Origin of the sequence: Mycobacterium sp. 852002-53434_SCH5985345 (assembly GCF_001667155.1) — a bacterium.
GTDB lineage: Bacteria > Actinomycetota > Actinomycetes > Mycobacteriales > Mycobacteriaceae > Mycobacterium.
Map to the genome: position 1 here is coordinate 1 of NZ_LZIE01000092.1, position 26,950 is coordinate 26,950.

The window sequence follows — 26,950 nt, forward strand, 5'->3', positions numbered from 1 at the left end:
CCTTGAGGTCGGCGTCGGCGTGCCACAGGCTGACCGCCTCGGCCCCGACACTCCGCGCCGCCCGGGCGGCGTCGACGCCGTGGTGGTGCCGGGAGGGTTCTCCTATGGCGACTACCTGCGGGCGGGGGCGATCGCCCGGTTCGCCCCAGTGATGGGTGAAGTGGTGGCCGCCGCGAATCGCGGCATGCCAGTCTTGGGCATTTGCAACGGATTTCAGGTGCTCTGCGAGGCCGGGCTGCTTCCCGGGGCGCTGACCCGCAACATCGGGCTGCACTTCGTCTGCCGCGATGTGTGGTTGCGGGTGGCGTCGATCTCGACGGCCTGGACGTCGCGTTTCCAGTGGGGTGCTGAGCTGCTGGTGCCGCTGAAGTCCGGCGAGGGCCGCTACGTGGCCCCCGACGATGTGCTCGACGAGCTGGAAGGGGAGGGCCGGGTCGTATTCCGCTACCTCGACAACCCCAACGGCTCCCTGCACGACATCGCCGGAGTCAGCTCCGCCAACGGCCGTGTCGTCGGACTGATGCCGCACCCCGAGCACGCCATCGAAGCGTTGACTGGCCCCTCCGACGACGGCTTGGGCCTGTTCTATTCGGCGCTGGACGCGGTGCTTTCGGTCTAGGCGGAAATCCCTGCGGCTGACCGTAATTCGGCGAATGCTGCGCTGATGGCGTCGGTCGCTTCGTGTGGGTCGTCGAACGTCTGATCGTCGGTGAGCACGGCGACGCCGAGCTGGTCGACGTAGCTCCACACGGTGATATTGACCGGGGCGCCCGGCGACAAGACCCCGGTTGAGTAGATCTCGCTGACCGCCGCGCCGCCGAAGTGCCCGCGCTCACGCGGGCCCACCACGCTGGAGACAGCGACGTTCATCAGCTTGTTCGGCGCGTCGCGCCGCCCCAGCCACCGGAAAGCGGCCGGGGCAGCGGCGGTCGGCAGGTAGGCCATTAGTCGCCCGTAGAGCTGCGGGCCGAGGATCTCGTGGTCTTCCTTGGCAATTCGAGTTGCCAATGCCACCAGCCGCGCCCGGTCGGCGGCATCGGCAACGTGTACCGGCAACGAGATCATCAGGCCGCTGATCTCATTGCCGGTGATGCGGTCCGACTTGTCGGTCGCCGTCGGTACGGACGCGATGATCGGCCGGTCGGCCGCGCCGTCATACGCCAACAGCAGCGTGCGCAGGCCGCCGGCGGCGGTCGCAAGGATCAGGTCGTTGATGGTGATGCCCAGCGCCTTGGCCGTCGCCTTGGCGTCGGCCAGCGGCAGCGTCGTGCTGGCGAACCGCCGCTGAGGCGAGACGACGTGGTTCAAGAACGTCGGCGGGGCGTCGAACGCATCGGCCAGGTCCGGGTGGTCACCGCGTTGTTTGGACCGGCGGCGCACTCGCGTCAGCCCTACGGCGGCGTCCCTGACCAGCCCCGGCAGTTCGGCGATTTGCCGGGCATGGTCGCGGGCCGCGGCGCGCAGCAGGTCGGCGGTCGAAGCGGTGACGCCCGTTTCGTCGTTGTCGCGTTCGTCGGTTGGCCCGTCCTCGAGATCCATGGCGCGGGACAGCAGGTTGACGGACGCCACGCCGTCGGCCAGCGCGTGGTGAATCTTGCCGACGAGGGCGAATCGCCCACCGGCCAGCCCCTCGGCGAAGTGAAACTCCCACAGCGGCCGGCTGCGGTCCAGCGGCGTCGAGGCGACCTGGCCGATCACCTGGTCGAGCTCTCGCCGGCCGCCCGGCGGGGGCACCTGCACGCGCCGCAGGTGGTAATCGAGGTCGACCTCGCAGTTCTCCTGCCACATCGGGTGATGAAGCTGCCAGGGGATGTCGACGAGCTGGTAGCGCAACGGTTCCAGCAGGTGCAGCCGGCGACGAACGTGACGGCGGAACGCCTCGAAGCCGAACTCGGCTTCGGCGGGGTCGATGACCGCCACTTTCAACGTGTGGGTGTGCAGATTGGGCGTCTCGCTGTAGAGCAGCATGGCGTCCATGCCGTTGAGCCTCTTCAACCGCCACCCCGCCGTGGAATCAGCTTGTGCTGTCGCGACTTTCGCATGGCGTCTCGCCTTCAGTCATCGGACGTCAGCCGAGGATGGGGAGTCGGCGCTGACCGGCGAGTCGCTTGAGCGCCGATTCCATGACCGCGCGCACGTGCGCGTCGACCTCGTCGATGTCGGGGTCGTCGCCGAACTGGGCGGTGACGTCGATCGGTTCGAGCACCTCGGTGACGATCTTGGCGGGTAGCGGCAGGTTTGGTGGGAAGATCACGCTCAGCCCGAACGGGAACCCGAAGCTCACCGGGAAGATATCCATGCGCGCCTTCGTCAGCCCCAATTTGCGCGCCAGCCAGTTGCCGCGGGTCAAGAAGAGTTGGGTCTCCTGGCCTCCTATCGAGACGGTGGGCACGATCGGCACCCCGGCCTCGATGGCGGTCCGCACGTAGCCGGTGCGCCCGTTGAAGTCGATGGAGTTGGCGCTGAAGGTAGGCCGGTAGGAGTCGTAGTCACCGCCCGGAAACACCAACACCACCGCGCCCGAATGCAGTGCCGCGGCAGCGTTTTCGCGGCTCGCCTCGATAACCCCGAGGCGGCGCAGCCAGCCGTCCAGGGGGCCCATGAACAGGCCGTAGTGGCCCAGGGTGTAGACGGGCCGGTCGTAACCGAACTTCTGGTAGAACGCCGGGGAGAAGATCAACACGTCCGGGGTGAGCATGCCTCCCGAGTGGTTGGACACCACCAACGCTCCGCCGGACGGCGGGACGTTGTCGAGATTGCGCACCTCGGCCCGATACCACCGCTTGATGACCGGCCCGAGGGCATTGGCGACCTGCTCGGTAAAGGCCGGATCCCACTTGGCGGTTTCGTGGTTTTCGGCCGCCTCAACACCGCTGCCCTTCATGGCTTCCCCGTTGTCGTGTTCTTGCCGTTTGGTATTGATTGCCGGTGTGACGCAGATCTCAAACCTGAGTCCCGGATTGGCATGTCCTACTCTCCGTATAAGAGAATGCCATATTCGTTCGCTGACGACGCCGGACGGTATCCGAGAAAAGCCTGTGGCTCTCGCCCGCTGACAACGGGTGGCACCGGCGCGCGAGGATCAGCCGGCGTCGCGCAGCAGTGGATGCGCCGTCGGCAGGTCGCCGGCCGGGCTCAAGTCGTAAAAGAGGTCGGTCGCGTCCGCGATCGTGCGGTCGACGAAGGCGGCGAAGTCGTCGAAGGAAACGTTCTGCCGGATCCAGTGCGACCTGCGCGCCACCACACCGATTCGCTGTGGGTCGGACGAGCCGTGCACGATCGCGGTGACTTCGCGTTCCTGGCGGTTCCAGGTGTCAGAGAAGTGCACCAACCAGGAGCGCTCGGCGGCGGGGAAGAAGCACCCCGGAGTCACGCGAATGATCAGCACGTCGCCGTGCTCGGGCGAGATCTCGAGGTGGACGTGCAGGCGCCTCGCGACGGACGTGCGGGCGCTGGTGACGAAGAAGTATTCACCGTCGTGGTGGCCACGGAAATAGCGTCGCCCGCGGGTGCGCAGGTAATGTTCGACCAAGTTTGCGCACGTGGGCTCGTTCGTCATGAAAACATGCTGCGGCCAGTGGCTTTGCGGATGCTGGGAGACAAGCCATGGGCCACCGAAGAATCTGTTGAGAATTGGCTGAGTCGAGGCGGCCGTTCAGCGCCGCTCGACAATCCCCGCACCGGGCGCCGGCATGGTCCGGGGCAGCATTACCGAGAACCGGTACCGCTCGGGACGATAGTGGAACTCCACGACCTCCAGGGGCTTGTCGTCATTGCCGTAGCTGATGCGTTCAAGCACGAGCACTGGGGAGCCCAACGGCAGATTCAACGCGCCGGCCACCTCGACGGAGGCCCCCGCCGCGTGGATCTCATAGCCGGCCCGGGCGACGGGGATGCCCAGTCGCCGCTCCCACATCGTGTAGGTGCTTTCCATCGCCCGTGCGGGTTGCGTGTCCGACACGCTCGACAGCAGCGGTTCGACGGCCTTGCCCAGTCCCGGCGGCAAGTAGGCGATCATCAGCGCCAACGGCACGTCCCCGTCGCGAAAGCGCCGGTGGATGCAAAGGACTTTGGACAAGCCGAGCGTTTCGGCTATTCGTTGCGGGGGCTCATCGACGCGATGGGACAGCACGTCGACGTGTGGAGTGATCCCGGAGCTCGCCAAGACCTCGGTGATCGTCCGCACGCCGGAGCCCAATTCTTGTCTGACCGGGTTGGTCACGAAGGTGCCCAGACCCTGGCGCCGCACCAGCCAGCCCTGGCGCTCGAGCAGTCCGACTGCGGCTCGCACGGTTACCCGGCTCAGACCGGATCGATCGATGAGCTCCCGCTCGCTGGGCAGGCGTCCGCCGCGGGGCACGCGTTGCTTGATGATCGCGGCCTTGAGCGCTTCGGCGAGCTGAGTGCTCGCGGGCACGCTGCCGCGCCTGACTCGCAGATCGGCGGACTCGAGGTCGAGCGACCGGGTGGTCATAAGACGTATTAAAACGTCTGGTGGGTGGGGCGTAAAGGCCGCTTGCCGCGCCGTTGCCGCCCACAACCGACAACAGCCGTCGGATTACTCTGGCGCCGAGCGATTTTCGGCTGCACACCACAGGAGGCTGACCGTGGCATTCGCAGTGGAACGGATTGATCATGTCGTGCTGAACTGCACAGACGTCGAGGCCACCGCCGCGTGGTACGAGCGGGTTCTGGGCATGCGGCGAGAGACGTTTGGTCCCGCTGGCCGGATCGCCCTGCGCTTCGGGGAGCAGAAACTCAACCTGCGGCCGGTCGGGGCGCTGGCCGCCGACCCCGAGTGGATTACCGGGTCGGTCGAGGCGGCCGGTTCCGAGGACCTGTGCTTCATCACCCGCAGCGGCCCGGACGAGGTCCGCGCCCACCTCGCCGACTGCGGAGTTCAGATCGTTGCGGGACCGGTCGCCAGAACCGGAGCCTTGGGACCGATGACCTCACACTACTGCCGCGACGTTGACGGGAATCTCATCGAAATCGCGGTCTACTGAAGGGGATACAACGTCGGCAGATTCACCACGATCGCCTCTTGAGTGCTGCGCGCGATGACGACCTCCGCCGGTGCGTCTGGATCAGGGTTTTCCTCCCGGTGCGGCAGGTGTGGCGGGATGAAGACGTAGTCCCCGGGCGAAGTCGAGATGCGCACCTCTTGGGCGCCGTCGTGAAAGACGAATTCCGGGTGGCCGCTGCGAACGTAGATGGCGGTCTCCGAATCGCCGTGATGGTGATTGGACGACACGGTCGACGGCATTGCGTGTGTCTCGCCCATCCAGAGCTTCTCGGCTCCGACCGACGCGCCGCTGAGCGCTGCGAACCGACGGAGTCCCTCCGATTGCGCGGTGTCGGAAGTGATGTCCGATGCCCTGACGTGATGCACCCGGTTATGGGCGGCTTCCAATGTTGTCTCGTCGAAATCGGGATGGAATCCGTCTGCGGTGGCCATACGTCAATTATGGTCCGATGCATCCCGATACGCCTCGAGGAGCCGCAGCCACAGCTCGCTGACCGTTGGGAAGCAGGGCACGGCGTGCCACAACCGCTCGATGGGCACCTGGCCGGCGACCGCGATGGTGGCGGAGTGCAGCATCTCGGTGACCCCGGGCCCAACCAGCGTGACCCCGAGCAAGTGCCCGCGATCGAGGTCCACCACCATCCGCGCCCGGCCGCTGTACCCATCGGCATAAAGCTTGGCCCCCATCACCACATCGCCGATCTGCACGTCGACCGTGCGTACCCGGTGCCCGGCCCGCTCGGCCTGCCGGGCCGTAAGGCCGACCGCGGCGGCTTCGGGAGTGGTGAAGAAGGCCTGCGGCACGGCGTAATGGTCGGCGGTGGTTGCATGCCTGCCCCAGGGTGCGGTGTCCAACGGGCTACCCGCCGCGCGCGCTCCGATCGCCGCTCCAGCAACGCGGCCCTGGTACTTGCCCTGATGGGTCAGCAAGGCCCGGTGATTGACGTCGCCCGCGGCGTAGAGCCAGCCATCTTCTATCGCCCGCACTTGGCAGGTGTCGTCGACCTCCAGCCAGTCGCCGGGTGCCAGACCGACGGTGTGTAGACCGATGTCGTCGGTGAGCGGAGCGCGGCCCGTCGCGAAAAGCACTTCGCTGACTTCCAATTCGGAGCCATCGTCCAACTCGAGGGTCACCACTCCGCCGTTGGGCCGGTGCAGCGCGCGGACCGATACTCCAATGCGGACATCCACGCCGGCATCGGCGAGGCCGCGGCCGACGAGCTCGCCAACGAAGGATTCCATCCTCGGCAGAAGGCCCGAACCTCGCGCGAGGAGGGTCACCTGGGACCCCAATCCTTGCCATGCAGTTGCCATTTCAACGCCCACGCCGCCGGCGCCCACCACCGCGAGCCGCTCGGGGACGTTGCTGCTGTCGGTGGCTTGGCGGTTGGTCCACGGCCTGGCTTCGTCGATGCCGGGCAAGTCGGGCAGGACGGGCCGGCTTCCCGTGCAGATCACGACGGCGTGCCGTGCTGTCAACACGGACGTGGCTCCGTCGGACGCGGTGACCGCGACTCGTCGCGGGCCATCCAACCGGCCATGGCCGCGCACCAGGGTGGCGCCGATGCCGCCCACCCAGTCGGCCTGGCCGGTGTCGTCCCAGTCGCTGACGTAGCGGTTACGGCGGCGGAAAACTTTGGCGGCATTGATGGGGCCGCTGACCGCCTCGCGCGCGCCGTCGACGTGGCGGGCTTCCGAGACGGCAATCACCGGACGCAGCAGGGCTTTACTGGGCACGCAGGCCCAGTAGGAACACTCGCCGCCGACGAGTTCGCGCTCGACCAGCGCGACGCTCAGGCCCGCCGCCCGGGCGCCCTCTGCGGCGTTCTGCCCGATCGGCCCGGCCCCGAGCACAATGACGTCGTAGCCGCTTTCTTCGTGTGCTGCCATCGTTGTCGTCCTCCCCGTGATGCGTCAGCTGGCGACGAGCTTCGCGGCCAGCTGGCGCAGGTCTTTCGCCACCAGATCCGGTTGGGGCAGCCCGTCGACGGGCAGCGGCGGATTGCCGGGCCGGGTGATGAGCGCACCGCTGAAGCCGACCTTCTGGGCGCCGAGGGTATCCCACACGTGGGCGGCCACCATCATGCAGTCGGCCGGGGCCACTTCGAGCGTCTCGCACGCGTATCGGTAGACGGCGGGCGCCGGCTTGAAGGCGTGGCAGGCGTCGACGCTCAATTGCACTTCGAAGAATTCGGCCAGCCCGGAACTCTGCAGCGCCGTTGGCCCGTCCGGGTTGGGCGGTGAATTCGTCAAGGTGACCAGACGAAAACCGTTGTCACGTAGGGCGGCTAGCCCTGGCGCCGCGTCTGGGTGGGCGGGCATCGTGAGCAAGCCTGTCTTCAGGCGCTGCAGGTCATCGTCGGAGACGTCGACGTGGTGGATGACGCCCACCATGCGCAGCACGCCTTGGGCGAGGGTGGAGAAGTTCACATAGCTGTCCGCCAACGTGGCGGACATCGAGTACATGATCAGCTGGGCGAACCACTCGCGAAGCACCCGCTGATCAGCGAAAAGATCACTGAAAAGCGGTGCGAGGGAATCGATATCGACCAGTGTCTCGTTGACGTCGAAAACCAGGACTGACGGTACGCGCATGGTCACGGCTTGTCCTTTTTCAGAGTTGGAGCATCCGGCCGGAGATACCCGATCAAACACAAACAAATCAAAGCCATCCCCACAAAGGGCCACCAAAGCGCGGCCACGCCGGCCGTTGTGAAGACGCCGATCGTGATGAATGACCTCATCCGCAACAACCTGCGCATTCGATCCGTGACTTCTTCAGGAGCGGGCCGGTCGACCACTTCCCAGCACAGTGCGAGATACGTGATGTTTACGAGCACGAACACGAACGCATATGAGGCCACGGGGGCAGCGGCGAACCTACTGTCGGCGATCCACTCGGTGGTTATCGGGATGAGCGAGACCGAGAACAAATGCGCGAAGTTCGACCACACCAGCCGCGGCGTCGCCAGCTCCGCATAGCCGAACAGGTGATGATGGTTGACCCATACGATCGCGATGAACAAATAGCTGACCACATAGCTCAGGCCGGTGGGCCATAGCGGGATTAGGGCGCTGAAGCTGTGGGCGGTCGGAGGCTTGAGCTCCAGCACCAAGATCGTGATGAGCACCGCGAACACACCGTCGGAGAACGCTCCCACCCGGTCGGGACTGGATTTGCGCACAACCACTGCGCCCCCTTCAGGCTCGTTGATGGTTTCGTTCCTGCAACACCCACGCATTACCGTCGGGATCGCGGAAATCCGCAAAGCTCGCATAGTCAGTGCGGCCGCTAGCTGGGCCAGGAAGAAACCCGCCGCGCCAGCCACCGCACGTGTCCTTGTGCCGGGTGTCGCTGACCGTCACCCCGCGTCCCACAAGCTCCGCCCGGTAGCCTTCGATGTCGCAAACGACCAGGTAGAGACCTTGCAGCGAGCGATCGGGATCCGTAACAGGCACGACGACAACTTCGAGGGAAGCCTTCATGGGATCCCCGCGGTTGGTGTCTTCCCTAAGACCTCATCTGTGTCCAATCCGCGGTCGATGCCGTGGGGAATGACGGTCTGGCCTGGCTCGAGTTCAAGCTGTTCGCCGTCGAGGTAGACATCAATCTTATCCGGCTCGAAGGAAACCCAGTTCGCCACCCGCCTCACCTCGCGCCATGCGCTGAGGTAGGACCACGCCGCGCGTTTCCGGTCGCCGATATCGTAATAGGAGCAGATACCTTTGTAGGGGCAAAAGGTTTGCGTCTCAACAATTTCGAGAGCAGACTCGTCAATATCCTCGCGGGGCACATACCAGCGTGGCGCAAATCCTGACTCATAAAGCGCCAGCGGGTGCTGGGTATCGGCGATCACCCTGTCACCAGCACGAACAATCAGATGCCGTGCCGTGGAACGGATGTCGATGCGATGATAGGCGTCCGCGGCATGCCCGACGATGCGCTCGTCCTCTTCGTAAAAGGCGTCCATGGCGCGCCAGGCAAACGCGAGACGCCCGTCGAGGTCCGATGCATAGGGCGGCAGACAAGTATGCCGCCAAGCTGCGTGGCTGGCCTCCCGCTCCGCGACCTTGATGGTGAACCACTGCGTGCCACCAAGGTCCTGATGCTCTGTGACGCGATCCTCGGCCAACACGATGCCCGCCTCGATGTCGCCGAGCGGGAAGTAGGCGACCGGATAGCGACCCGGCTCGTGCAACAGAACCACGTTCTCGCTGTCAGCGATCCACCTGTCCGCGAATTGCACTCGCATTCGCCTTCGCAGCGGCTCGGCGTACAGCAGTCGTCGTGGTAACGGCTGCTCGGTCAGGAATCGTCCCGCTGATCCGGTCGCAAGCGGACCTTGCTGCCATGCCAGCCCCATCGTCTAGTCCCTTCCCCGCGAATTTCTTTGCTGGAACAGGCTTCTCTTATTGCATCACCACGACCATCTTGCCGCCGGCCTCCCCTGATTCCATCACGCGGTGCGCCTCGCGGATCTCGTCGAAGGCGAAGACGCGGGACGGCGTGGCCTCCAGCGTGCCGTCGGCGACCTGGCGTGCGATGTCTTGCAGGGGGACATCCGAGAGCGGAAAGCCGGGTGTCCCGAACACGAAGCTGCCGAAGAAGTTCCAGTTGACCCCGCTTGGCATGCGCAACAGCGGGTTGAAATTCCCGATCGGGTCCAGCCCGCCCAGCCATCCCGCCAGGCAGGCCGTTCCCTCGCGGCGCAGCATGTCGAGGGAATCCAGGATGGTGCTGTTGCCGACCAAGTCCAGGACGACATCGACCTGTTTGGCCTCCAGGAGATGGTCGGCCAGGTCGCGCCTTTCCAATTCGACGCGCGATGCGCCGAGCTCCTCGAGCATGGGAAACCGGCCGTGACTTCGCGCGGTGGCGATGACGCGCGAGCCGGCGGCGACGGCCATCTTGAGCGCGGCCTGCCCGAGCGACGAGGTCGCGCCGCGCAGGACCAGCGTCTGTCCCGACCTCAGGCCGAGGTTGCGGAAGAGGCATGTCCAAGCGACCGCGTAGGTTTCGGGCAGCGCGGCCAACTGTGCCCAGGGCAGCTCGGATTCGATGGCGGCGACGTTCGCCGCGCGCACGCGGGTGTACTGCGCGTAGCTGCCATTGATGGTTCGGCCGAGGCCGCCCATCAGCGCCGCCACTTTTGCGCCCACGCGGAACTCACCGCTCGGGCACGAGTCGACGATGCCGACGCATTCGATGCCGCTGACCTCCGCGGCTTCGGCCCATTCGCCCCGGCGCATGTGCAGCTCGGCGTGATTGATGCCGAAGGCCTTGACTTCGATCACCACTTCGCCGTCCTTGGGCAACGGCTTTGGGATGTCGGTGTAGACCAGGCTGTCCAGGCCGCCGAATCCCTCCAGGATGATCGCCCGCATGGTTTCCCCGCCGGGCCGCTCACGGACTACGGCGGGTGCGGAGGGTAGCTCAGGTGCATTGGTGGTGGACACGTGGCGCTCCTCCCAAATATCCAGCGGGGGCGTGGGGATATCGGCGCGCCACCAGAACCGGTGAGCTGCCGCAGACCTCACTGGGCCAACCAACCCAATTATTATGGGCTAGCTATCCCATTCTGTCCAGAGAAGCGGTGCGCTTACTTGGATCGGGACGTGCCGCGGCGCCGCGTCGAGGTGGCTCGGCTCGCGCGCGTCTGCGCTGTGAAGGAGCGGACGTAGTCGACGCCGGCGTTGACGGCGGCCCGCAGTGGTTCCCCATCCCCGGTGGCGTACGTCAGCATGGCGCCGCCTTGGTGGGCGACAACCAACGACACCGCCAGGTGCCGCGGATCGGCGTCGGGGCGCAGGTCGCCGCGCCGGCGCATCGCCATAAGACCGGTCTCGAACAGCTCAATCCACTGGTCATAACCTCTGGAGAGATCGTCGTGAATTTCGTCGTCGGCGTCGATCAGCTCGCCCGCCAAGGAGCCGTAGACGCAACCGCCGACGCGGTAGACGGCGTCTATGTCGGCGACGCAGGCGTCGGCCCAGGCCTGCAGGGCGTCGACGCTGTCCAGGGCGCCGAGCGGTGGCTGGGTGTGAAATGCCCGCACGTCTTCGCGGCGGGCGGCAACGACCTGACGGGTCAGCTCGCGTTTGTCGCGGAAGTAGTGCGCGATCTGTGAGCCGCCCACTCCGGCCGCGCGCCGTACCTGGTCGATGCTGGTGTTGGCGACGCCACGCTCGAACGTGAGCCGCGCGGCTGCATCAACGATCCGTGCGCGCGTCGCCAGTCCCTTGCGGGTGAATCGTCCCGGGCTTTCGGCATTCACGTGGCGGCCCTCGCGCGGCGCCGGGTACGCCGCGCCGGTCGCGGGGTTCGCTCGTCCGGATCGGTTGCGAAGGTGCGCAGGTAGTTGATCGCGAAGCGCACCGCGTCGGCGTGCGGCCATTCCGCCCGGTAGGTGAATGCCAAAGTGCCTCCGCCCTGATGGGCGGCGACGATGACCATCGCCAATCGTCGAGGGTCGGCGTTCGCGACCAAGGCGCCGCCATCCTTCATCCGCTGGATCGCTGCCTGGAGCAGATCGACCCACTGCCAATAGCCCGCCGCCAGCGTTTCACGCGTCGCGTGGTCGGACTTCGCCAGCTGGGCGGCAAGCGCGTGGTAGGTGGGTGTGCCGAAATATCCGATGCGCCTGAGGTATCGCATGTTGAGGTCGATCCACCGCTCGAAGTCTCCGAAAGAAGCCAGGCCACCCAGCTGGGGCTGCCGGTGGAAGTCGAGCACCACGCCGATCTGACGCCTGAGGACCGCGCGAATGAGCGCGCTCTTGTCGGCGAAGTAGTGGGCCAGCTGCGAACCGCTGACCGATGCCGCCTTGCGGACGTTTTCCATGTTCGCCGCGGACAGGCCCTCGGTGACGATCAGCTGGGCGGCCGCTTCCACGATGCGGTCCCGGGTGGCGCGCCCCTTGGCGGTCAACCGTTGTTCGTCTTGAACATCGGAATGGGCCATTGCGTCAGGCTAACCCGCGAGCCTTGGGAACTATGGGATATCCAACCCATTGATCCCGGAACCGGTCAGGCGGTCATGTCAACCTTGGTTAGGAAGCCGCGAATCAGCGCGGCGACGTCGTCCAGTGCGGACTCCAGCAGGAAGTGGCCGCCCTCAAGCAGGCGGATCTCGGCATCCGGCAGGTCGTCGGCGAACGCCTCGGCGCCGGCGGGACCAAAGATCTCGTCGCCGCGGCCCCACACCGCCAGCAGCGGTACCTGGCTGGCGCGCAAGTATTCGTGCAACACCGGGTAGAGCGGCGCGTTGGTTGCATAGTCCCGCAACAATTTCAGCTGCACCAGGTCGTTGCCCGGCCGCGATATGAGCGCGTAATCGTGGTGCCACGATTCGGGGTCGACGAGGGTCTCGTCGGCAACGCCGGTGACGTATTGCCATCGAGTGGCATCCAGCGTGAGGAACTGCCGGACCGCGGCCTCCGTCTCCTGCGTTTGTTCGCGTTGGTATGCGCGCACGATCTTCCAGAAGCTGTCGACGAATCCCGCGTCGTAGCCGTTGCCGTTCTGGGTGATGATCGCGGTGATCACCGACGGGTCGCGCAGCGCCAGCCGCCAGCCGATCGGCGCGCCGTAGTCCTGGACGTACATCGCGTACCGGTCGACGTCGACGGCGCGCAGCAATGCGGCAGTGAGGTCGGTCAGCGCGTCGAAGGTGTAGTCGAACTCCTGGACGGACGGCGCGTCGGAAAGCCCGAAGCCCAGGTGATCCGGTGCGATGACGTGGTAGCGGTCGGCGAGCATCGGGATCAGATGGCGGAACATGTAGGAGCTGGTGGGAAACCCGTGCAAAAGCACCAGGGCGGGATGGTTCGGGTCGCCCGCGTGCCGGAAGAACAGCCGGTGACCGCCGACGGTGGCGTAACGATGATGGACAGCCGGCATTGTTTTCCTCCTCGGATTCGCCCTCAAACAGCACGCGGCACCGGGCACACGTTCAGGAATCCACTGTCGCGCCGTTTTGGGTTGTGTCGCCCAGTATGCACCTGAGCGGGCACCGCGCAACAGTCCCACCTCCTGTTGCCCTCCGGCACGGAGCGGCATATTCTGGGCCGGCCGTCCCACTGGCGAAGCCCGGAGGTGAATAGTGGGCAAGCTGGTTTCGGTGAACGTCGGCCGCCCCAAGAACGTTCAGTGGCATCACAAGACCGTGTACACCGGGATCTGGAAAACACCGGTCGAGGGGCCGGTCATGGTGCGTCGTCTGAACATCGACGGCGACGGTCAGGGTGATCTCGGCGGCCACGGCGGCGAGCAGCGCGCCGTCATGGTGTATCAGACCGAGTCATATGACTTCTGGAAGAAATACCTGGGCCGCGACGACCTCGTGCCGGGCCACTTCGGGGAGAACTTCACCATCAGCGGGCTGCCCGACGACGAGGTGTGCATCGGTGACCGCTACCAAATCGGTGAAGCCGAGTTCGAGGTCACCCAGCCCCGCGTCACCTGCTTTCGGGTCGGAATGCGCCTCGACGAACCAAGGATGCCGAACCTCCTTGTCTCCCAACGCCGGCCGGGATTTTACTTTCGGGTGATTTCCGAAGGACAGGTGCGTGCCGGCGATGACGTCGTGCGTACGCGCCGTGGTCGCCACGAGCTCAGCGTCGCCGACGTCGATGCGCTGTTGTACTTGCCGGACCGCGACCTCGAGCTACTCCACAAGATTGTCGACGTCCCCGCGCTCAGCCCGGGCTGGCAGCAGTCGTTCCGGGACATGCTCGCCTCACCGCAGGGACCGGCGTCCGAGCCTCCGACCGTGATACCGGCGTGGGATGGGTTTCGGCCCTTACGGGTTAGGGGAGTGCGCCGGGAAAGCCCACAGGTGATGTCCATCGAACTGGAAGCCGAGGACCGTTCCGCGCTACCGGCGCCGCTGCCAGGGCAATATCTGACGGTGCGAATCCCCGGCGCGGGAGCCCCGGCGCCGCTGCGTAGTTACTCCCTCTCCGGGGACCCCGCCGCGGGGTACTACCGCATCAGCGTCAAGCGGGAAGAGCACGGACTGGTCAGCTCGTGGCTGCACTTGCACGTTCAGCCGGGCTCGGTCGTCGAGGCCGCCGCCCCGCGCGGAGAGTTTTGCCTCGTCGACGGCGGCGGCCCGGTGCTGCTGATGTCGGCGGGAATCGGCATCACACCCGTCTTGGCCATGCTGCACACGCTCGCCGAGGCCTGCAGCAGGCGCGACATCTGGTGGCTGCACACCACCCGTAACCGCGAAATGCAAGCTTTCGCAACCGAAGTCGCCAGCTTGATCAAATCTCTGCCGAGTGCTCGGCAGTCGGTGTTCTACACACAGACCCAAGGCCGTTTGGACCGCCCGGCCATCGCGGCGCTAGGTATCCCGGCCAATGCCACGGCATACCTGTGCGGCCCAACCCAGTTCATGAGCGACATGCGCGACGCACTCACCGCGGAGGGCCTGGCTCCTGAGCGGATCCACAGCGAGCTATTCGGCGCCCTGCCGTCGATCAATCCGGGTATCGTCGACGGCGCTCCTCGCACGCCGCCGCACCCGCCGGCCGGACTTGCGGGAACGGGCCCGTCGATCACCTTCGCGCGCAGCGGCCTAACGGTCAACTGGTCATCCCAATTCGGGAGCATCCTCGAGTTGGCCGAAGCTTGCGACGTGCCCACCCGGTTCTCCTGCCGCAGCGGCGTGTGTCATGTGTGCGTCACCGGAGTTGTCGCCGGCAGGGCCAGTTACGTGCAGCCGCCGCTGGAGCCGCCCGAGCAGGGGACCATACTCATCTGCTCGGCGGCCCCGGAGACCGAGCTGGTGCTGGACCTGTAGCGAAAACCGTTGCGTCAGGCGGTGATCGCGCGTTGACCGCCGCTCACGGGCACCACAGCGCCGTTGACATAACTGGCGTCGGGAGAGCTGAGAAAGACGATTGCGCTCGCGATTTCACTCGGCTCGGCGGGCCGGCCGATCGCGGTGCTGGCCGCCACCGCCTCCAGCATGCCGGGTGTCGCGGTGGTGCCGGGGGTGTCGGTTGGTCCCGGCGCGATCGCGTTCACCCGCACTCCGGACCGGCCGAACTCGTCCGCCCAGACACGCGTCAGCAGCTCCAGGCCGGCCTTGGTAGCGCCATAGATGCCCGCGCCGCTGGCCGGCACCGACGCCGCGACGGTGCTCACGTTGACCACCGCGCCACCGCCGCGCTCCATCATCCCCGGCGCCAATTGCTGGACCAAAATGTAAGGGGCGCGCAGGTTCACATTCACGTGCTCGTCGAAGGCGGCGTCATCCGTCTCCACGGTGGTTCCGAATTTGTAGATTCCGGCATTGTTGATCAAGATGTCGACCGGCCCCGCCTCGGCCGCCAGGCGGCGCACGTCGTCGGGGTCATTGAGGTCGGCCGCGACGAAACGGGCTCTCCCGCCGGCATTTTCGATCTCGCGGACGGTCTTCGCGCCGCGTTCGGCGTCGCGGCCGTGTACCACGACCTCAACCCCGCGTTCCGCGAGCTGGAGCGCGATTTCCTTGCCGATACCGGACGTGGCCCCGGTCACCAGCGCGGTGGAGCCGGCCATCGTTGCTGCCATCGGATCCTGCCTCCAGGTGAGAAGTTCACTTGCCTCACCGACAGCAGCCGCATCCCGGCTTTTATTCCTAGGAGCTCAGCGGGACCGCCGCCTCGGCGGTGTAGCACAGGAATGTCAGCGTCTCCTGCAGATACAGCCGCACGGTGTCCGCATCATGGCTCGTGTAGCCGATCGACACATCGGTCCCGAGTTGCAGATCGAAGTCACCGCCGCGGGTGGTAAGCACGAAAGCACCGTCGATGGCCGGCGCCCAGATGATGTCTCCCGGAACCAGCCGGTCGATGTGCTCGAGGATCGGATATCCGTGTTCGGTGGTCTCGCTGACCTTCGTATAGACATCGGCGGACAGCAACACCGAGTAGGGGCCGTCGACCCCGGCCAGCCGCAATTCGGAGATCGCCTGCGTGATGACATCCGGAATTTCGCGAGGATCGGCCGGCAAGGTCAACGGCTTGTTCGAGCTGGCGGAGCGGATGCCCTCGATCGATGCGGCGGCGTAACCCTCGAAGATCGCCCGGTCTTCCACAAACGCCAACTTCTTGGCGGCCTCCTTGACCGGGTCCCAGTCGGAGTCCTGCGCACCACGCTCGACATTGTCGATCTCGTAACGTGAGAGAGTGAACGGAACCCGCAGCCGGACAAGGGGTTTGCTCGCCCGCAGGTGAGCCTCCACGCCGTCAGACGGTGCCGCCACGTCGATCAGGCGGCCGGTGCTGACCGCCGCGGTGACCGGACCGCCGGGGCCGCTGACGTCGACTACCCGGCGCCCGGCGACATGGCGTTTGAATGTCCGGGTCGCCTCCGTTTCGATTTCGTCCCAAGCGGCTTCGGTGACCGGTGCCAGGTCGCGGTAGAGGTTGTTCATGAAGGGGTTCCTTTCAGGCTGCCGATCGAAAGTGAGCCGTCTTGTGCAACAGACGTTTCCACCACCGGCGCTGCCGGCAGTGGCGGTGGATCATCAAGGAAGTCCACGGTGGGGGAGAAGAACAAGCCACCGGTGACCGCGGTGGAGAACTCGAGGATGTGGTCGGTGTTTCCGGGTGGATCACCGAGAAACATGTTGCTCAGCATCTGTTCGGTGACGCGCGGCGTGCGGGAATAGCCGATGAAGTAGGTCCCGTACTCGCCCTTGCCGAGTTCGCCGAACGGCATGTTGTGCCGGACGATCTTCAGCTCGGTGCCGTCGTCGTCAGTGATGACGTTGAGGGCGATGTGGGCGTTGGCCGGCTTTTGGTCGTCGTCGAGTTCGAGGTTCTCCAGTTTGGTCCGGCCGATCACCAACTCCTGCTCGCTGACCGACAGGGCGTTCCACGATGACATTTCGTGCAGATACTTCTGCACGTGTACGTAGCACGAGCCCTCGAATTCGGAATCCTCGGCGCCGATGGCAGTGGCGCTGACGGCCAAGGGGCCGTCGGGGTTTTCGGTGCCATCGACGAAGCCCAACAGGTCGCGGTTGTCGAAATAGCGGAATCCGTGTACCTCGTCGACGACGGTGACGGCACCGGCCATCGACCTCAGGATGCGGTCGGCCAATTCGAAACACACGTCCAAGCTTTCGGCCCGGATGTGGAACAGCAGATCCCCGGGCGTGGCTGGGGCGGTGTGCCGCGGGCCTTCCAGTTCGACGAACGGGTGCAACTCGGCGGGACGCGGACCGGAGAACAAGCGATCCCAGGCTCGCGAGCCGATGGAGGTGATGGCGGACAACCGTTTCGGCGGCTCGCGGAAGCCGATCGCGCGCACCAGGCCGGAAATGTCGGGCAGCGCGTCGTGCACCGTCGCTTCTCCGCCGTCGTCGATGGTCACTACCAGGAAGACCGCCGCAGGCGTCAACGGCTCGAGGATCGGCTGCGGCTGGACGGGAGGCACATGGGCGACCCTAGCGTGGCGACGGCGAGCGCAGGAAGTGCGCGAGCAAGGAGCCGCGCAATCGGACCTAACGTGAACTCCGTTGTCGTCGACAGCCATGATGTTGGACATGTCGGCCAACGCCGCAGGCCTCTGCGATTTCATCGACGCCTCTCCGTCGCCGTTTCACGTTTGTGCCACGGTGGCGGCGCGGCTGACCGCCGCCGGATACACCGAACTGAGCGAGGCCCAACGCTGGCCGGACGAACCGGGTCGCTACTTCACCGTGCGGGCCGGCTCGCTGGTCGCCTGGAATTCCGACGGGCCCGACGGCCCGTTCCGGATCGTCGGCGCACACACCGACAGCCCTAACCTGCGGGTCAAGCAGCATCCGGATCGGCTGGTCGCCGGTTGGCGCGTCGTGGCGCTGGAACCGTACGGCGGGGCATGGCTCAACTCCTGGCTGGACCGCGACCTGGGCATCAGCGGACGGTTATCGGTGCACTCGAATCAGGGCACGGGGATCGAGCACCGGCTGGTCCGGATAGACGAGCCGATCCTGCGGGTACCCCAGCTGGCCATCCACCTCGCCGAGGACCGCAAATCGCTGACGTTGGACCCCCAGCGACACGTCAACGCGGTCTGGGGCGCTGGCGCCGAAGCTAGGTCGTTCATCGACTTCGTCGCGGAACGCGCCGGGGTGACGCCGACCAGCGTGCTGGCGGCCGACCTCATGACCCACGACGTGACCCCGTCGACGGTGATCGGCGCCGACGGCGACCTGCTCAGCGCCCCCCGGCTGGACAACCAGGCCAGCTGTTATGCCGGGATGGAGGCTCTGCTGGCCGCCGAGCCGCGTGGCGTCCTGCCCGTGCTGGTGGTCTTCGACCACGAGGAAGTCGGTTCGTCTTCGGATCACGGTGCGCAGTCCAACCTATTGAGCACCGTCCTCGAGCGGATCGTGCTCGCCGCCGGCGGCACCCGGGAGGACTTCCTGCGTCGGCTGCCCGAGTCATTGCTGGCCTCGGCGGACATGGCGCACGCCACCCACCCCAACTATCCGGAGCGGCACGAGCCCGGCCATCTCATCGAGGTCAACGCCGGGCCGGTGCTCAAGGTGCACCCAAACCTGCGTTATGCCACCGACGGGCGCACGGCCGCGCCCTTCGCGCTCGCCTGTCACCAGGCCGGGGTCGCCCTGCAGCGTTACGAGCACCGCGCTGACCTGCCCTGTGGGTCGACGATCGGGCCGCTGGCCTCGGCCCGGACTGGTATCCCCACCGTCGACATCGGCGCCGCACAGCTCGCGATGCACTCCGCGCGCGAGTTGATGGGCGCCCACGACGTAGCGACCTACTCTGCGGCGATGCGCGCGTTCCTTTCGCCTGAATCATTCTAAGGTTTCCGAGGCCTAGACGGCGGCGGGGTGGGCGATCAGGGTGAGTGCGAAGGTCGCGGCGTTGAGCGTGAGCAGGAACCCCGCGAAGACGAACTGACCGGAAATATCGTTGGCGAGTACATGTGTGTACATCGCGCAGATGAAGAAGATAATTAGCCCGGCCGCCGCCGCGACGCCGATTGCCGGAATCCAGAGTCCGGCCACAAGCCCAAGCGCGCCTAGGGTTTTCAAGGTGCCGATGGGAAATCTCAGCCAGGACAGGGGAACCCCGGCCCGTCTCATCGGCGGAATGATGGGCGCGAAATGGAGCAGCGCGCTCACGCCCGAAAATCCGTCGAGGGCAATGGCGATTATCGTCACGACAAGGTACGCGGTGTGCATGTTGGTGGCTTCCGGGGATGGTCGACCGATAGTGGAATCGTCCGGCGTTAGCTCGCCGGAATGGGGTCTAGTCGAAACACGGCGATCCGGCCGGCCAGCGCCTCGACCTCTTCGGGATGGCCGTGACGCACCAGGCCCGAGCGCTTCAAGAAGGCGACACCGACCGGCACCTCGTTCGGGTATTCCCGCAACACCGGGCGGGCCTGCTCGGCGGCCAGCTCAGTTATCCTGACGCGTTGCACCTTTCGGCCCTTGCGGAGCGTCCCGGCGCCGGCTGCGCGTGCATTGCGTGCCCAATCGGCACCGGGGAATCCGGCCACGGCAAAAAGCTGTCCATCCAGCCTAAAGGGTGTCATGGGCGTGCTGCGCGCCTTCCCGGTTTTGCGGCCGGGCACCGTCAACACCATGGGCGGTCCCGTGGGTACCCCGAGCTTTTGCATCGCGATCATGAACTTGTTCATCGGCTTCAGCCAGCGGGGCGGCGTCGGGTTGGACATCATTTCTCCTTGGTGTATTCCGTTGCGGTGAGCGTGGAATCGGCTGTGACGGGACACCGCCGGGGTAGCAACCGACGCCCACTCGCAGCTCGTAATTCAAGGACGGTTCGGCAGCGCCGAAAGTTACAACTGCGTGCGTAACTTTTCGCAGCGTCGTCTCGTCGTCATTCCTGAGCCCGGATGTCCGACGCCATGACGAAGGAGAACCATGACAGCCGCCAAACTGTATGCCGCGGTGACCCTTAACCGAGCGGGTGTGCCGCGATGACGGCGGATAACTCGGACGGCCGACGCTGGCCCCGGGTAGTCGCCCCTGCTACCAGCGCCACATTGGCGATCCTGGCGGTCGCTCAGGCCGCATTCGCCGGCAGTTTCCTGGGCGGGCAGTACGACGCACTGATGCTGCACTCGATCGGCGCCAGGGTGACCACGATGCTCTCCGTCGTGCAGGTGGTTGCGCTCGTGGTCGTCAGCAGAACAGGCGGGCCGCGGTGGCCGATAGCGGTCGGTACGCTCGTGACAATTCTTTTCGTTGCCGAGTTCGCCTCGGGCGAATTGCGGCTGACGGGCCTGCACGTTCCGCTCGGGGTTCTGCTCATTGCTGGAATCGTGCAGCTGACCGCATCGGTTTGGCGTCTGCCGCTGACCGCACACCCTCTCGCGGAACAGCAGGATGTGGCTCGGTGAATCGGCGCAGCGCGTTGCGGTTGGGCGCCGCCGCGGCAGGGATCAGCGTCGTGGGCGCCAGCTGGCCAATGTCGCACGCACTGCTGGGCTCCGCCGAGTCGGGGCGGCTGATTCGCAGTGAGCCCAAACTGCCCGCCCCCTATCAAGTCCCGCTGCCGATCCCGGAACAATTGACGCCAGTCAGCACCGATGCTCACACCGATTACTACGAGATCACACAGCAGGTCACACAGTTGCGCATCCTGCCCGAGATGACCACTGCGGCATGGACTTACAACACGAGCTTCCCGGGCCCCACCATTGCGTCACGGACCGGCCGACGCACCGTCGTGCGGCACCGCAACGGTCTGCCGGTGCCAGTGGTGGTACATCTGCATGGCGGGCACACCCCGCCAGACCACGATGGATATCCGACCGATTTCATCTTGCCGCAGGGTCAACCCGCCGCGATGGACATGGCACGCAACAGCGTTGTCGGACAACGTGAATACGTTTATCCGATGGATCAGCGGGCCGCAACGTTGTGGTACCACGATCACCGCATGGGCTACACCGGTGCCGCGGTGTGGCGCGGGCTAGCCGGATTTCACCTGGTTCATGACGACGAGGAAGATGCGTTGCCGCTGCCTCGCGGCTCTCGGGATATCCCGCTGATGATCACCGATCGTGCGTTCGCCGCCGATGGCTCGTTTCGCTACCCGGCCGCTGAGTCCGGTGGGGTGACCGGCGACTACATGAACGGCGTCCTGGGTGACGTCATCCTCGTCAACGGTGCGCCATGGCCGGTGCTGCAAACCGATCCGGCCCGCTATCGCCTGCGGCTACTCAACGCATCCAATGCCCGTCGCTACCGGCTGCAATTGGACCCGCAGCCGCCCGGAGGGTCGGCGCTGGTGCAAATCGGCAGTGATGGGGGATTGCTCGCGCGGCCGGTAAGCCATGACTTCATCGACATCGCTCCGGCCGAACGCTTCGAGGTCGCGGTCGACTTCGGCCGCTACCAAAGCGGAACACGCGTGCGTCTACTCAACCTGTTGGGTGCCGGAAGCGCCGCCGAGGTTATGCGGTTCGACATCGTCGGCACCGACCGTGCCGATGATTCGGCGATCCCCGACCGGCTCAGCACAAGCGCCCCCCTAAGCCGAGAGCAAGTGGTGGGCACTCGGACCTTCCTCTTCCGCCTAGGCAGAAGAGGGGTATGGACGATCAACGACCTGCCATATGAACCGGGCCGGCCGCTGGCGCGCCCGAGGATCGGCACGACGGAAATCTGGCGGTTCATCACCGAGTTCCACCATCCCGTTCATGTGCACCTGAACTCCTTCCAAGTGCTGTCCCGCAACAACCGCGCACCCGGACGTTTCGATATGGGCTGGAAAGACACCGTCGACGTCCGCCCGGCCGAGGCGGTGGAAGTCCTCACCCGATTCACCGACTACGCCGGCTCGTACCTTCTGCATTGCCACAACCTCGAGCACGAGGACATGGCCATGATGGCCGACTTCCTGACCATCGCTTAACCGCCGGATTACCGCGGCGATCCGCGCAGTCCTTTCACCCGAGTCACTCCGAGGCCTAAGGTCTGGCGGTATGGCGCTCAACGTGGAGATGATCACTTTCGACTGCAGCGACCCCGCGATGCTGGCCGGATGGTGGGCCGAGCAGTTCGGGGGTACGACGCAGGAGTTGCTCGCCGACGAGTTCACCGCGGTGAGCTTGTCGGAAGGGCCCCGGCTCGGATTCCAGAAGGTGCCCGATCCCACGCCCGGGAAGAACCGGGTGCACCTCGACTTCGGTGCCGCCGACGTTGACGCCGAGGTCTCCCGGCTGACGGCCGGCGGGGCCACGGAGGTCGGCCGGCACACATTCGGCGACAATTTTCGCTGGGTGGTGCTGGCCGACCCGGAGGGCAACGTCTTCTGCGTCGTCGGGCAATAGCCACGCGGCGCCCCACGGCGATGGCGGCGTCGCCCTAGACTGTCTGGCGTGACTGTCTCCGGGACGAGCGCCCGCACCCAGGCGACCGACACCGTCGAGCACGCCGCTGCCAGCCCCGACCAGCCGCAGCCGTTCGCCGAGCTGGGCCTCAAAGAGGACGAGTACGAGCGGATCCGCGAGATCCTGGGCCGCAGACCCACCGACACCGAGCTGGCGATGTACTCGGTGATGTGGAGCGAGCACTGCTCGTACAAGTCGTCGAAGGTTCATTTGCGCTACTTCGGCGAGACCACCACCGACGCCATGCGTGCGGGCATGCTGGCCGGGATCGGCGAAAACGCGGGCGTGGTCGACATCGGTGACGGCTGGGCGGTCACCTTCAAAGTGGAGTCGCACAACCACCCGTCCTATGTCGAGCCCTACCAGGGTGCGGCGACCGGCGTGGGCGGCATCGTCCGCGACATCATGGCCATGGGCGCGCGGCCGGTCGCGGTGATGGACCAGCTTCGGTTCGGCGCCGCCGACGCCCCCGACACGCGCCGGGTGGTCGACGGGGTGGTCCGCGGCATCGGCGGCTATGGCAACTCGCTCGGGTTGCCCAACATCGGCGGCGAGACGGTCTTCGATGCGTGCTACGCCGGCAATCCGTTGGTAAACGCGTTGTGCGTCGGCGTGTTACGCCAGGAAGACCTGCACCTGGCGTTCGCCTCTGGCACCGGAAACAAGATCATCCTGTTCGGCGCGCGCACCGGCCTCGACGGCATCGGTGGGGTATCGGTGCTGGCGTCGGAAACCTTCGACAGCGAAGGGTCCCGCAAGAAGCTCCCGTCGGTGCAAGTGGGCGACCCCTTCATGGAGAAGGTGCTCATCGAGTGCTGCCTCGAGCTCTACGCGGGCGGCTTGGTGATCGGCATCCAGGATCTGGGCGGGGCCGGATTATCCTGTGCCACATCGGAATTAGCATCGGCCGGGGACGGCGGGATGGCGATCGAGCTCGATGCCGTCCCGTTGCGGGCCAAGGACATGACGCCCGCGGAGGTGCTCTGCAGCGAGTCGCAGGAGCGGATGTGCGCGGTGGTGGCGCCGGAGAACGTGGACGCCTTCCTGGCGGTCTGCCGCAAATGGGAGGTGCTGGCCACGGTGATCGGCGAGGTCACCGACGGCGACCGATTGCGGATCACCTGGCGCGGCGAAACGATCGTCGACGTGCCGCCGCGCACCGTGGCGCACGAGGGCCCGGTGTACCAGCGGCCGCTCGCGCGGCCCGAATCGCAGGACGCCCTGAACGCCGACCGGTCCACCGGCCTGCCGCGGCCAACGACCGGGCAGGAGCTGCGCGCGACTCTGCTTGCACTGCTGGGCAGCCCGCACCTGTGCAGCCGTGCCTTCATCACCGAGCAGTACGACCGCTATGTGCGCGGCAACACCGTGCTGGCCGAGCACGCCGATGGCGGCGTGCTCCGTGTCGACGAAACCACCGGCCGCGGCATCGCTTTGTCGACTGACGCGTCGGGGCGCTACACGCTGCTCGACCCCTACGTCGGAGCCCAACTCGCGCTGGCCGAGGCCTACCGCAACGTCGCCGTCACCGGCGCCACCCCCGTCGCGGTGACAAACTGCCTCAATTTCGGCTCTCCGGAGGATCCCGGGGTGATGTGGCAGTTCTCTCAGGCGGTGCGGGGGCTGGCCGATGGTTGTGCGGCCCTTGGCATTCCGGTTACCGGCGGCAACGTCAGCTTCTACAACCAGACTGGGTCGGCGGCGATTCTGCCCACGCCGGTAGTCGGCGTGCTCGGTGTGCTCGACGATGTCGGCCGGCGCATCCCAACCGGTCTGGGCGGCGAACCGGGCCAGGCCCTGATGCTGCTGGGTGATACGCACGATGAACTCGACGGTTCCATCTGGGCGCAGGTGACGGCCGACCACCTGGGTGGGGTGCCGCCCGCGGTGGACCTGGCACGCGAAAGATTATTGGCCGAGGTGCTGACCGCGGCCTCTCGCGACGGACTGGTGTCCGCGGCGCACGACCTGTCCGAGGGCGGGCTTGCGCAGGCGATCGTGGAGGCGGCCCTGGCGGGCGAAACCGGTTGCCGCATCGTGCTTCCCGAGGGTACCGATCCGTTCGTCACGTTGTTTTCCGAGTCGGCGGGCCGGGTCTTGGTGGCGGTGCCGCGCACCGAGGAGAGCCGGTTCCGGGCGATGTGTGAGGCGCGCGGGCTGCCCGCGGTGCGCATCGGCGTCGTCGATCAGGACTCGGACGCGGTGGAGGTTCAGGGCCTATTCACCGTGTCGCTGGAGGAACTGCGCGAGACGTCCGAGGCAGTGCTGCCCCGCCTCTTCGGATGAGACCCAGCAGCGAACCCTGATGGGCCGAACCGGTTTTCGCCGGGCGCAAGCGTTCTCTTTGGCCGCCGCCCTGGTTGGCTGGAGCTTCTTGGGCCCGCGACTGCCCCCGGCGTGGCGCGCCGCGGTCCAGGCCGGCGCGGCCGGCCTGCTGGTGCTGGTGACGCGTGCTCCGCTGGGTCTATCTCCGCCGCGGCTGTGGACGGGGCTGCGGCTTGGGTCGGCGGCCGGAGCGGCGGCGGCAAGCGTGATCGCGGCGACGACGGCGGTGCCGTTGGTGCGGGCATCGATGGCCGAGCGGGAACCGCCCGGATCGGTGCCCGGCTGGTTGCTGCTGCGCATCCCCGTCGGGACCGTCTGGGCCGAGGAGGCCGCGTTCCGCGCCGCGCTGACCGCCGCCGCTTCCGGGGCGTGCGGCCGGTCGGGTGGAATGTTATTGCAAGCGGCGTGCTTTGGGCTCTCCCACGTCGCGGATGCGAGGTCGGCGGGCGACCCGGTGGTGGGCACCGTATTGGTGACGGGCATCGCGGGCTGGTTATTCGGTTGGCTGGCAGACCGTTCCGGCAGCCTCGCCGCGCCCATGTTGGTGCATTTGGCCATCAACGAGGCCGGCGCGATCGCCGCGCTGGGCGTGCGGCGTCACGGGTTGATGGTGTAGTCGCCCAGCTGCCGACCCCACACATGCTCGACGAAAAGTGGTGAGCCGAGTTCGAAGTGGTTGTAGGGGGCCATGCTTGCGCCGGTGTCCATCACCAGAAACGGCGCCGGCCACAACTGCCGAGTGATGGTCTGCCAACAGCCAGGCAGACCGCCGGGACCGCCTCTGGCGTTGGTCCGGGGCAGATTCTCCGGCCAGATGTAGGGATTGGGCGCCCCGGCGATTGCGCCCGCGGCGTGGGCGCCCAACGAGTAGCCGTTGTCGCCGAGGGCGTTGTGGATCTTGGGTCCGACTTCGTTGAAATTCCGAATGGTGCAAAAGATTTCCGGACTGTACTCGTCGAGCAGCTGGCTGGAGCTGACCAGATCGGCGGCCCCCCGCGCCAGGTACGGCCCGCCGCGACCGAATACGTCGGCGCCCGCGCCGCCCAGTCCGGCCGCCGCCAGCAGCGCCGCGTCCAGGTCGGCTTGCTGGCGGTTGAGCGTCCGCGCCGTGGTCACCGCGTGGTCGAGCGCGTCCCACAAGTCCGGCGAGGCGTTGGCGTACGTGTCACCGAGCGCGGCCAACCGCTGGACGTCAACGCGGATTTCGCGCATCTGGGGATTCACGTCGTCGAGGATCGTGTTGCCGTTGACCACAGCGGCGCCGAACTTGTCGCCCAATCCCGTCAGGGCTTGCGCGGCCGCGCTGAGCGTCAGATTCACCTTGACCGGGTCGACTTTCTCCGCGATCGAGATGAGTGTCTCGAACACGGTGTTGAATTCGGTCGTCACGGACCTCGCATCGATCACGGTCGACGGTGTGATCGCTTGGGCTGCGGGCTGAGACGGCGAGTTCAACGCGACGTATTTGTTGCCGAATACCGTGGTCGCCTTGATGGCGGCCGCCACGTTGGCCGGGATCATCGCGACGTACCGGGGGGTGATGTCCAGGACCACCTTGGCGGCCGGCTTGCCGTCGCGGGTGATCTCGGAGATGCTCGCCACCCGGCCGATCTGCACTCCGTTGTAGGTGACCTTGGATCCCGGATCCATCACCAGCCCGGCCCGGGTGGCGACCATGGTGAGCTTCGTCGTCGGCGTGAGGTCGCCACGGAACTGCAAGTACAGGAGCGACCCGGCCAAACCCATGATGATGACCGTCACGAGGCCGACGGTCTTGTACGGTGGCCCGCGCCGCAAGCGACGACGCTCCATGAGTTTGAGACCCTAGGGTATGGCCGCCCGTGAAAAGGCCGATCCGGCAAAGACTCGGCAGGCCGTGTTGGCGGTGGCGGATTGGTTGCGCGACGAATCCCTGCCGGGGCCCGACCGCGAGGGGCTGGCCGCGGCCGTCCGGCTCACCGCCCGCACTCTGGCCGCCGTGGCGCCCGGCGCCAGCGTCGAGGTGCGTATCCCGCCGTTTGTGGCGGTGCAATGCGTCGCCGGGCCGAGGCACACCCGGGGCACGCCTCCCAACGTGGTGGAGACCGATCCGCGGACGTGGCTGTTGCTGGCGACCGGGATGCTGTCCTTCCAGGACGCGAAGGACGCCGGTGCGCTGAGCCTTTCCGGCGCTCGGGCGGGTGAGATCGAACACTGTCTGCCCTTGTTCGGTGTCGGCTGAATGAC

The 26,950-nt window shown here is 66.4% G+C and carries 29 protein-coding genes; 10 read left to right on the top strand and 19 right to left on the bottom strand.

Features of this window, described 5'->3' with window-relative positions; all coding sequences use genetic code 11:
* Positions 1–619 (top strand): phosphoribosylformylglycinamidine synthase subunit PurQ (purQ, locus tag A5756_RS22975; protein ID WP_369828739.1); only part of this gene is annotated, 619 nt, incomplete at its 5' end.
* On the opposite strand, the gene A5756_RS22980 is transcribed toward purQ, so the two are convergent.
* The 4 genes from A5756_RS22980 to A5756_RS22995 all read right to left on the bottom strand — a co-directional run bounded on the left by A5756_RS22980 (position 616) and on the right by A5756_RS22995 (position 4,474).
* Positions 616–1,995, bottom strand: a complete 1,380-nt coding sequence (locus A5756_RS22980) for a wax ester/triacylglycerol synthase family O-acyltransferase (RefSeq protein WP_197505817.1) — start codon at positions 1,993–1,995, stop codon at positions 616–618. The genes purQ and A5756_RS22980 overlap by 4 nt on opposite strands.
* Positions 1,996–2,068: 73 nt before the next feature.
* Positions 2,069–2,884 carry a lysophospholipid acyltransferase family protein gene (locus A5756_RS22985; RefSeq protein WP_066957849.1) on the bottom strand — a complete coding sequence of 272 codons (816 nt, stop codon included), beginning with the start codon at positions 2,882–2,884 and terminating at the stop codon, positions 2,069–2,071.
* A gap of 198 nt (positions 2,885–3,082) precedes the next feature.
* Positions 3,083–3,559 (bottom strand): hypothetical protein, encoded by a 477-nt coding sequence (locus A5756_RS22990; protein ID WP_066957851.1) that lies wholly within the window; start codon positions 3,557–3,559, stop codon positions 3,083–3,085.
* Positions 3,560–3,655: 96 nt separating this feature from the next.
* Positions 3,656–4,474 (bottom strand): GntR family transcriptional regulator, encoded by an 819-nt coding sequence (locus A5756_RS22995; protein WP_066957854.1) that lies wholly within the window; start codon positions 4,472–4,474, stop codon positions 3,656–3,658.
* A 133-nt stretch (positions 4,475–4,607) separates the two neighbouring features.
* On the opposite strand from A5756_RS22995, the gene A5756_RS23000 reads away from it, so the two are divergent.
* The gene (locus tag A5756_RS23000; RefSeq protein WP_066957856.1) at positions 4,608–5,006 is read left to right on the top strand and encodes a VOC family protein; all 399 of its coding nucleotides are present in this window, start codon (positions 4,608–4,610) and stop codon (positions 5,004–5,006) included.
* Here the strand turns inward: A5756_RS23000 and A5756_RS23005 are convergent.
* The 9 genes from A5756_RS23005 to A5756_RS23045 all read right to left on the bottom strand — a co-directional run bounded on the left by A5756_RS23005 (position 5,000) and on the right by A5756_RS23045 (position 12,925).
* Positions 5,000–5,458 carry a cupin domain-containing protein gene (locus A5756_RS23005; protein ID WP_066957859.1) on the bottom strand — a complete coding sequence of 153 codons (459 nt, stop codon included), beginning with the start codon at positions 5,456–5,458 and terminating at the stop codon, positions 5,000–5,002. The genes A5756_RS23000 and A5756_RS23005 overlap by 7 nt on opposite strands.
* Positions 5,459–5,461: 3 nt before the next feature.
* A complete protein-coding gene (locus A5756_RS23010; RefSeq protein ID WP_066957861.1) occupies positions 5,462–6,916 on the bottom strand; it encodes an NAD(P)/FAD-dependent oxidoreductase in 1,455 nt (484 codons plus the stop codon).
* A gap of 24 nt (positions 6,917–6,940) precedes the next feature.
* Complete coding sequence (locus A5756_RS23015) at positions 6,941–7,621, bottom strand: haloacid dehalogenase type II (protein ID WP_066957864.1); 681 nt, start codon at positions 7,619–7,621, stop codon at positions 6,941–6,943.
* Between the two features lie 2 nt (positions 7,622–7,623).
* Complete coding sequence (locus A5756_RS23020) at positions 7,624–8,355, bottom strand: TMEM175 family protein (RefSeq protein ID WP_231989200.1); 732 nt, start codon at positions 8,353–8,355, stop codon at positions 7,624–7,626.
* 153 nt (positions 8,356–8,508) lie between these two features.
* Positions 8,509–9,390, bottom strand: coding sequence for a DUF427 domain-containing protein (locus A5756_RS23025; protein WP_066957866.1), 882 nt, complete (start codon positions 9,388–9,390; stop codon positions 8,509–8,511).
* 46 nt (positions 9,391–9,436) lie between these two features.
* Positions 9,437–10,483, bottom strand: coding sequence for a zinc-binding alcohol dehydrogenase family protein (locus A5756_RS23030; RefSeq protein WP_066957868.1), 1,047 nt, complete (start codon positions 10,481–10,483; stop codon positions 9,437–9,439).
* A gap of 143 nt (positions 10,484–10,626) precedes the next feature.
* Positions 10,627–11,301, bottom strand: coding sequence for a TetR/AcrR family transcriptional regulator (locus A5756_RS26580; protein ID WP_066957869.1), 675 nt, complete (start codon positions 11,299–11,301; stop codon positions 10,627–10,629).
* Complete coding sequence (locus tag A5756_RS26585; protein WP_066957871.1) at positions 11,298–11,987, bottom strand: TetR/AcrR family transcriptional regulator; 690 nt, start codon at positions 11,985–11,987, stop codon at positions 11,298–11,300. The genes A5756_RS26580 and A5756_RS26585 overlap by 4 nt, the downstream gene beginning before the upstream one ends.
* A gap of 65 nt (positions 11,988–12,052) precedes the next feature.
* On the bottom strand, positions 12,053–12,925 hold the full coding sequence (locus A5756_RS23045; RefSeq protein WP_066957873.1) for an alpha/beta fold hydrolase: 873 nt from the start codon (positions 12,923–12,925) through the stop codon (positions 12,053–12,055).
* 202 nt (positions 12,926–13,127) lie between these two features.
* On the opposite strand from A5756_RS23045, the gene A5756_RS23050 reads away from it, so the two are divergent.
* Complete coding sequence (locus A5756_RS23050; protein ID WP_066957875.1) at positions 13,128–14,831, top strand: MOSC and FAD-binding oxidoreductase domain-containing protein; 1,704 nt, start codon at positions 13,128–13,130, stop codon at positions 14,829–14,831.
* Positions 14,832–14,845: 14 nt separating this feature from the next.
* On the opposite strand, the gene A5756_RS23055 is transcribed toward A5756_RS23050, so the two are convergent.
* The 3 genes from A5756_RS23055 to A5756_RS23065 all read right to left on the bottom strand — a co-directional run bounded on the left by A5756_RS23055 (position 14,846) and on the right by A5756_RS23065 (position 17,458).
* The gene (locus tag A5756_RS23055) at positions 14,846–15,586 is read right to left on the bottom strand and encodes an SDR family NAD(P)-dependent oxidoreductase (RefSeq protein ID WP_066957877.1); all 741 of its coding nucleotides are present in this window, start codon (positions 15,584–15,586) and stop codon (positions 14,846–14,848) included.
* Positions 15,587–15,653: 67 nt separating this feature from the next.
* Positions 15,654–16,451, bottom strand: coding sequence for a family 1 encapsulin nanocompartment shell protein (locus tag A5756_RS23060; RefSeq protein ID WP_066957878.1), 798 nt, complete (start codon positions 16,449–16,451; stop codon positions 15,654–15,656).
* Positions 16,448–17,458, bottom strand: coding sequence for a Dyp-type peroxidase (locus A5756_RS23065; RefSeq protein WP_066957880.1), 1,011 nt, complete (start codon positions 17,456–17,458; stop codon positions 16,448–16,450). The genes A5756_RS23060 and A5756_RS23065 overlap by 4 nt, the downstream gene beginning before the upstream one ends.
* Positions 17,459–17,567: 109 nt before the next feature.
* Between A5756_RS23065 and A5756_RS23070 the strand changes: the two genes are divergently transcribed.
* Positions 17,568–18,836: a M18 family aminopeptidase gene (locus tag A5756_RS23070; RefSeq protein ID WP_082948073.1), complete on the top strand. Its 1,269-nt coding sequence runs from the start codon at positions 17,568–17,570 to the stop codon at positions 18,834–18,836.
* A 12-nt stretch (positions 18,837–18,848) separates the two neighbouring features.
* Here A5756_RS23070 and A5756_RS23075 read toward each other — a convergent pair whose 3' ends face one another.
* Together A5756_RS23075 and A5756_RS23080 are read right to left on the bottom strand one after the other, a co-directional pair.
* Positions 18,849–19,217, bottom strand: coding sequence for a DoxX family protein (locus tag A5756_RS23075; protein ID WP_066957883.1), 369 nt, complete (start codon positions 19,215–19,217; stop codon positions 18,849–18,851).
* Between the two features lie 47 nt (positions 19,218–19,264).
* Positions 19,265–19,714: a nitroreductase family deazaflavin-dependent oxidoreductase gene (locus A5756_RS23080; RefSeq protein ID WP_066958056.1), complete on the bottom strand. Its 450-nt coding sequence runs from the start codon at positions 19,712–19,714 to the stop codon at positions 19,265–19,267.
* Between the two features lie 330 nt (positions 19,715–20,044).
* On the opposite strand from A5756_RS23080, the gene A5756_RS23085 reads away from it, so the two are divergent.
* The 5 genes from A5756_RS23085 to A5756_RS23105 all read left to right on the top strand — a co-directional run bounded on the left by A5756_RS23085 (position 20,045) and on the right by A5756_RS23105 (position 25,340).
* Positions 20,045–20,401 carry a hypothetical protein gene (locus A5756_RS23085; RefSeq protein ID WP_066957885.1) on the top strand — a complete coding sequence of 119 codons (357 nt, stop codon included), beginning with the start codon at positions 20,045–20,047 and terminating at the stop codon, positions 20,399–20,401.
* Complete coding sequence (locus tag A5756_RS23090) at positions 20,398–21,921, top strand: multicopper oxidase family protein (RefSeq protein ID WP_066957887.1); 1,524 nt, start codon at positions 20,398–20,400, stop codon at positions 21,919–21,921. Before A5756_RS23085 ends, A5756_RS23090 begins: the two co-directional genes overlap by 4 nt.
* A 70-nt stretch (positions 21,922–21,991) precedes the next feature.
* Positions 21,992–22,339: a VOC family protein gene (locus A5756_RS23095; RefSeq protein ID WP_066957889.1), complete on the top strand. Its 348-nt coding sequence runs from the start codon at positions 21,992–21,994 to the stop codon at positions 22,337–22,339.
* Positions 22,340–22,387: 48 nt separating this feature from the next.
* Positions 22,388–24,685, top strand: a complete 2,298-nt coding sequence (purL, locus tag A5756_RS23100; RefSeq protein ID WP_066957891.1) for a phosphoribosylformylglycinamidine synthase subunit PurL — start codon at positions 22,388–22,390, stop codon at positions 24,683–24,685.
* 19 nt (positions 24,686–24,704) lie between these two features.
* A complete protein-coding gene (locus A5756_RS23105) occupies positions 24,705–25,340 on the top strand; it encodes a CPBP family intramembrane glutamic endopeptidase (protein WP_066957893.1) in 636 nt (211 codons plus the stop codon).
* Here the strand turns inward: A5756_RS23105 and A5756_RS23110 are convergent.
* Positions 25,322–26,536, bottom strand: a complete 1,215-nt coding sequence (locus A5756_RS23110) for an MCE family protein (protein WP_066957896.1) — start codon at positions 26,534–26,536, stop codon at positions 25,322–25,324. The genes A5756_RS23105 and A5756_RS23110 overlap by 19 nt on opposite strands.
* Before the next feature lie 19 nt (positions 26,537–26,555).
* Between A5756_RS23110 and A5756_RS23115 the strand changes: the two genes are divergently transcribed.
* Positions 26,556–26,945 carry a sterol carrier family protein gene (locus A5756_RS23115; RefSeq protein ID WP_066957898.1) on the top strand — a complete coding sequence of 130 codons (390 nt, stop codon included), beginning with the start codon at positions 26,556–26,558 and terminating at the stop codon, positions 26,943–26,945.
* Positions 26,946–26,950 lie beyond the last annotated feature (5 nt).